The organism is Actinomadura rugatobispora (assembly GCF_042656285.1).
GTDB classification, from domain to species: Bacteria; Actinomycetota; Actinomycetes; order Streptosporangiales; family Streptosporangiaceae; genus Spirillospora; species Spirillospora rugatobispora.
On the sequence record NZ_JBHSON010000081.1, the window covers coordinates 71,988 to 78,415 of the forward strand.

Here is a 6,428-nt window from a genome sequence, read left to right on the forward strand (position 1 = left end):
GTCAGGTGGTGTACGGATGCCTGGTGCGTGCCTCGCGGAGGGCCTCGGCCCACCAGGAGAGCTGGTCGAGCGTGGTCGTGACGGCGGTGTTGCACTCGGCGGACGGCTTGGGCCAGGACCCGTCGGGTGCGAAGTCCTCCCAGTAGCAGGGGAGGGAGATGCCGTCCCGGATGGTGACCGCGTGCAGTTCGGCGAAGATCTGCCGGAGCTGCGCGGCGGCGTTCCGGCCGCCGGACTCGCGGCCGTAGGTGACGAGCGCGACCGGCTTGGCCTTCCACTCGTCGTAGTACCAGTCGAGCGCGGTCTTGAGCGGTGCGGGGAAGCTCTGGTTGTACTCGGGGGCGACCACGACGAACGCGTCGGCGGCGGCCAGCCTGGGGGCGAGGGCGCGCACCGGTTCGGGCGGCGGCTCGTCGTGGTCGGTGAGCGTCTCGGGCAGCCGGGTCTCGGCCAGGTCGACCAGGTCCACCGCCACGTCCGCGCGCTTGCGGGCGTGGGCGGCGAACCAGTCGGCCACGGTCGGGCCGAAGCGGCCGTTGCGGGTGCTGCCGATGATGATCGCCATTCTGAGCATCTCCGCGCCCGCCTCCGTCGCGTGTCGTCCGGTCCGGCTCGATGGGTTCCACTGTGCCGAAGGGGGCTTACGGGATCTTTACGGTGGGTTCGCGGTCGTTTCGGGCCGCTTGACGGGCGGCTTCTCCAAGGTGCTTCTCCCCTCTCCTACCTGCCACTATCGTGCGACCCATGCTTTTCGGGGTGCTGGGGCCGCTGGCCGTGTGGACCGACGACGGGGCGTCCGTCCCGGTGCCGGGCCTGAAGGTGCGCGCCCTGCTGGCGGATCTGCTGCTGCACGAGGGACGTCCGGTGCCCGCCGACCGGCTGATCGACGATCTGTGGGGCGAGGATCCGCCCGGGAACCCGCCGGCCGCGCTGTCGGCCAAGGTCTCGCAGCTGCGCCGGATCCTGGAGGACGCCGAGCCGGGGGCGCGGGTACTGGTGGCGACCCGCCCGGCCGGCTACCTGCTGGACATCGTCCCGGACCGGCTGGACGCGCACCGGTTCCAGGCGCTGGCGGCGCGGGCGCGGGAGACCGCGGCCCCGTCCGCCCGGTCGGGGCTGCTGGCGGAGGCGCTGGGGCTGTGGCGGGGGGCGGTCCTGGCCGACTTCGCCGACGAGCCGTTCACCCAGGCCGCGATCGCCCGGCTGGAGGAGCTGCGGCTGACCACGCTGGAGGATCACGCCGAGTTGCGGCTGGAGCTGGGCGAGCACGGGGTGCTGGCGGGTGAGCTGGGTGATCTCCTCGCCGCGCATCCGCTGCGGGAGCGGCTGCGCGCCGCGCACATGCTGGCCCTGTACAGGTCGGGGCGGCAGAGCGAGGCGCTGGAGAGCTACGAGGCGCTGCGCGCGCATCTGTCCGACGAGCTGGGCTTGGATCCGGGCGCGGAGCTGGCCGCGCTGCACCGTTCGATCCTGACGCAGGCCCCCGAACTGGACGCCCCGCCCGCCGGGGCCGCGAGCCGTCCGTCCCGCACGAACCTGCAGGCGCCGCCGTCCGACCTGATCGGACGGGACGGGGCGGTCGCGGAGATCCGGGCGCGGCTCGGCTCGGACCGCCTGGTGACGCTGACCGGGCCGGGCGGTGTGGGCAAGACCCGGCTGGCGGTCGAGGCGGCGCGGGGCGTGGACGGCTTCGGCGACGGCGTGTGGATGGTGGAGCTGGCGGCCTTCGAGCGGTCCGCGGGCGCCGCGGAGCTGACCGACGGCATCCTGCGCGTCCTGGACATCCGCGAGTCCGCGCCCCCCGGCGGGGCCGCGCCCGCGGAACGGCTCGCGGACGCGCTCAAACCGCTCGACCTGCTGCTCGTCCTGGACAACTGCGAGCACGTGGTGGAGCAGGTGGCCGATCTGGCGCGGCGGCTGCTGGACGCGGTGCCGGGGCTGCGCGTGCTGGCGACCAGCCGGGAGCCGCTCGGGCTGGCCGGGGAGGTGGTGTGGAACGTCCCACCGCTGGACGTTCCCGACGCTCCCGCGAAGCACACTGCCGACCCTGACTCCGAACCCGCCGTCGACGTGGAGGAGCTGGCGCGTTCCAGTGCCGTCCGGCTGTTCGTGGAGCGGGCGTCGGCGGCGGCGCGCGGGTTCCGCCTGGACGAGGACAGCGCGGTCGCGGTCGCGGTGCTGTGCCGTCGCCTGGACGGCATCCCGCTGGCGCTGGAGCTGGCCGCGACGCGGGTGCGGGCGCTGGGCGTGCACGGGCTGGTGGCGCGGCTGGACGACCGGTTCCGCCTGCTGGCCACCGGGCACCGCGGCGCCCCGCAGCGCCAGCGCACCCTGACCGCGATGATCGAGTGGAGCTGGGAACTGCTGCCGGAGCCCGAGCGGGCGGTGCTGCGCCGCCTGGCCGTGCACGCCGACGGCTGCTCGCTGGAGGCGGCCGAGGCGGTGTGCGCGGGCGACGACATCCCGGTCTTCGACGTGCTGGACCTGCTGGCGCGGCTGGTCGACCGCTCGCTGGTCGTGGTGGCCGACCGTGCCGACGGGCCCCGCTACCGGCTGCTGGAGTCGGTCGCCGCGTATTGCGCGGAGCGGCTGCACGAGGCGGGCGAGCATGACGAGGTGCTGATGCGGCACCGCCGCTACTACGCGGAGCTGGCCGCGGGCGCCGAGCCGCGTCTGTTCGGCCGCGACCAGGACCGCTGGCTGCACGTCCTGGACACCGAGGCGGCCAACCTCCGCATGGCGCTGGACGGCCCGGACGCGCTCCGCCTGGCCAACGCGCTGACCTGGTACTGGTTCCTGCGCGGGCGGCTGTCGGAGGCGCTGCGCTCCCTGGACGCCGCGCTCGCCGCGGACGGCGGCGCCCCCGCGGACCGGGCCAGGGCGGTCGCGTGGCGGGCCGGGCTCGCGCTGCTGCACGGAGGCGACGACGCGCGGTGGCCCGCCCGCCGCAGGGAGGCGCTGGCGGGCCTGGACCAGTGCCCGCCGCGCGAGCGCGCCCGCGCCCAGTGGTTCCTCGCCTTCGCCGGCAGCGAGGTCGACGACCTGGCGTCCGGGGAGAAGCTCCTGGAGGAGGCCCTCGCCGCGTTCAACGAGCAGGGCGACCAGTGGGGGGAGGCCGCCGCGCTGATCCTGCGGTCCAGGTTCGCGCACGCGCGCGGCGAGCCCGCGGCCCTGGAACGGGAGGGCGAGCGCGCGACCCGGCTGTTCGCCCGGCTCGGCGACCGGTGGGGGCAGCTCCAGGCCGCGGGGTGGCTGGCGGCGCACGCCGAGCTGACCGGTGAGTACGCGCGGGCGGACGTGCTGCAGAGCGAGGCGCTGCGCATGGCCGAGGAGCTCCACCTGTGGCAGGACGTGGCGCTCAGCCGCGCGTTCCTGGGCTGGATCGCGTTGCAGCGCGGCGAGTACGAGCGGGCCCGCACGCTGTGCGAGCAGGCCCACGCCATGGCGAGCCAGCCCGCCACGGTCTTCGCCGACCTCGTCTTGGGCATGGTGGCCCGCCAGCAGGGCGACGCCGACGACGCCGAGATCCGTCTGACCGCCCTGCTGAAAGCCCTCCCGCTGGACGAGGGCGAGCATCCGCCTCCCTTCCTGCCGCTGATCTACGTCGGCCTGGGCTACACGGCCGAGTTGCGCGACGACCTGGTGAGGGCCCTGGAAATGCACCGCGAGGCACTGTCGGTCGCGCTGCAGATCGACGGCCCGCGCGACATGGCGTTCTCTCTGGAGGGCATGGCGAGCACGCTGAGCCGAGGCGGGCACCCCCAGACCGCGGCCCGCTTCCTCGGGGCGGCCACGGCCATCCGCCGCACGACCGGGATGACCCCCGGGCCGTCCGAGCGCGGGGACATCGCCCGTACGGAGACAAGGCTCAACGAGGCCCTCCAGCCCGAGGCCCTGGACACGGAAATGGCCCAAGGCGCAGCCCTGACCCCCACCGACTGTCTGGCCCAGGCCCACTCCCTGCACCTCTGACCCCCCCGCGGGCGCCGGAACAGTCAAGGTTCGCCGTATTGATAATTCGGTGTCTGGTATTTCGTAAAAGTTGACCTTGACGAGATCTTTCTTTCGATGTAAAGGTAAAAGAAGGGCGGAAAGGCCATTTAATTTCTCCGTGTTCGACGACGATGTCGGGGCTCCCCGCTCTTCCCGTCGTTCCGGACAAGGGTGTAGATGAACAGAAGAACCGGTGGTGGCGGTGGCCCCGGGCAGTCGAACGAACTGCGCGGCGACGTCGCCGGGCCGGTCGTCCAGGTACGCGACGTGCACGGCGGCTTCCACGTCCACGACGGCGCGAAGCCGCTGCCGATTCCGCGGCAGCTTCCCGCCGCCGGACGACTCGTCAACCGGGACGAGGCGCTGTCGGTGTTGGAGCGGATGCCGTCCGGCTCCCGCGCGGTCGTGATCAGCGGCCCCGCCGGGATCGGCAAGACGGCGCTCGCCCTGCACTGGGCCAACGGGCGGCTCGGCGACTACCCCGACGGCCAGCTGTACGCCGATCTGCAGGGGCACTCGGCCGCCGGGCCGGCCTCCCCGGCCGAGATCCTGGGCGGGTTCGTCCGCGCACTCGGTATCGCGGGCGACCGCGTCCCGGTGGACCTGGCCGAGCGGGCCGCGCTGTTCCGCTCGCTGACCGCGGGCCGCCGGCTGCTGATCGTGCTGGACGACGCGTACTCCGCCGCCCAGGTCGCCCCGCTGCTGCCGGGCGCGCCCGGCGACGGGGAAGGCGGCCCGCCCGGCCCGGCCGCCGTCGTGACCAGCCGGTGGCGGCTGGGCGGCCTGGTGATGCGGGGAGCCCGCGCCGTCCAGCTCGGCCCGCTGGCGGCGGACTCGGCCCTGGAACTCCTCGGCGCCACGCTCGGCGCCGAACGGGTCGGGCGCGAGCGCGAGATGGCGGGCGCGCTGGTCGAGTTGTGCGCGCGGTCCCCGCTGGCGCTGAGCGTGGCCGCCGCCCGGCTGGCCACCCGTCCCGCCTGGTCGATGGCCGACCTGGTGCGCGACCTCGCCGACGAGAAGCGGCGGCTGGCGGTGCTGTCGGTCCCGGACGCGGAGGACGATGTGACCATCCGGGCCGCCTTGGAGCTGTCGTACCGCGCGCTGCCCGACCCGGCGCGGCGCCTCTACCGTGCCCTCGGGCTGTTCCCGGGGGCCGCGTTCGACGCGCGGGCCGCCGCGGCACTGGCCGGGGAGCCGCTGCCGGAGGTCCGGGACGGCCTGGGCGTGCTCGCCGCCGCCAGCCTCCTGGACGACCTGCCCGGCGGCCGGTACCGGCTGCACGAGCTGGCCCGCCTGCACGCCCTGGAGACCGTCGAAGGGCACGACCCGCCCGAGCGGCGCGCGGAGGCGGTCGGGCGGCTGGTGGAGTGGACGGTCGCGGCGGCGCTGGCGGCGAGCCGGGCGTGCGCGCCGTACCGGAACCTGCCCGACCCGCCGGACGCGCCGCCCGGCCCGCCCGTGTTCGCCGACGCCGCCGACGCCCTGGACTGGCTCGACGGGGAGTTCGGCACGCTGCGGGCGGTGGCGCGCCGGGCGCAGGAGTCCGGCCTCCACCAGCGGGCCTTCCTGCTGGTGGACGCGGTGTGGCCGCTGTTCCTGCACCGGGGCCGGCACGCCGAGCGCCTGGAGTTCGACCGGCTCGGTCTCGCCGCCGCCCGCGCAGCGGGTGGCGGGTTCGCCGAGGCCAAGATGCTGAACCGCACCGGTCTGGCGCTGCGCGGGCTCGGCCGCCTGGACGAGGCCGCCGCCGACTTCCGGGACGCGCTCGCCCTGTGGGACGCCCTCGGCGACCGCTCCCGGGTGGCCGGTACGCGGCGGCGCCTGGGCCTCCTCGAACTCGACCGGGACGACCTCACCGCCGCCGCCGCGCACTTCGACGCCGCGCTTGGGGAGTACCGCGCGGCCGGTGACGACCGGCGGACCGCCCTCACCCTCTGCGACCTCGGCACGGTGCTGATCCGGGACGGCCGTCCGGACGGGGCCGTGGAGGTGCTGACCGAGGCGGGCCGCCTGCTCGACGACGGCACCGGGGACAACGCCTACAACCAGGCCATGGTCCTGCTGCTGCTCGGCCGGGCGCACGCCCTCCGCGGGCCCGGCGGCCCCGGCACGCCGTCGCCTGCGGCCGATCTCGCCACCCGCGCGCTGGAGGCGATGCGGTCGCTCGGATCGGCGCTGGGCGAGGCCGACGCGCTGCACGTCCTCGGCGACCTGGCCGCGGGCGGCGGCCGCGTCACCGAGGCGCGGCGGCACTACGAGGACGCCCGCCGGATCCTGGCCGGTGCGGGCGCACCGACCGAGGCGCTCGACCGGGCCCTGACCGGCCTCGGCGACGACTGACCGGCACCCGGAACGGAGCGCCGGCGGAGTGGAGGGTGACGGTCAGTCCGCTCTTGCCGGGGAGTCTGAGGGGTCGCCCCCTCAGAATGTCACCA

3 protein-coding genes are annotated in these 6,428 nt (G+C 75.3%); 2 read left to right on the top strand and 1 reads right to left on the bottom strand.

Annotated elements, in window-relative coordinates:
* Position 1: 1 nt before the first annotated feature.
* On the bottom strand, positions 2 to 565 hold the full coding sequence (locus ACFPZN_RS41605; RefSeq protein ID WP_378288101.1) for an NADPH-dependent FMN reductase: 564 nt from the start codon (positions 563 to 565) through the stop codon (positions 2 to 4).
* A 179-nt stretch (positions 566 to 744) separates the two neighbouring features.
* Between ACFPZN_RS41605 and ACFPZN_RS41610 the strand changes: the two genes are divergently transcribed.
* Both ACFPZN_RS41610 and ACFPZN_RS41615 read left to right on the top strand, forming a co-directional pair.
* A complete protein-coding gene (locus tag ACFPZN_RS41610) occupies positions 745 to 3,972 on the top strand; it encodes an AfsR/SARP family transcriptional regulator (protein WP_378288102.1) in 3,228 nt (1,075 codons plus the stop codon).
* Between the two features lie 198 nt (positions 3,973 to 4,170).
* A complete protein-coding gene (locus ACFPZN_RS41615) occupies positions 4,171 to 6,333 on the top strand; it encodes an ATP-binding protein (protein WP_378288103.1) in 2,163 nt (720 codons plus the stop codon).
* Positions 6,334 to 6,428 lie beyond the last annotated feature (95 nt).

Bases quoted from the DNA above. Each gene is read 5' to 3' on its own strand.
- ACFPZN_RS41605 (WP_378288101.1), bottom strand. From the start codon at position 565: ATGGCGATCATCATCGGCAGCACCCGCAACGGCCGCTTCGGCCCGACC.
- ACFPZN_RS41615 (WP_378288103.1), top strand. From the start codon at position 4,171: ATGAACAGAAGAACCGGTGGTGGCGGTGGCCCCGGGCAGTCGAACGAA.
- ACFPZN_RS41610 (WP_378288102.1), top strand. From the start codon at position 745: ATGCTTTTCGGGGTGCTGGGGCCGCTGGCCGTGTGGACCGACGACGGG.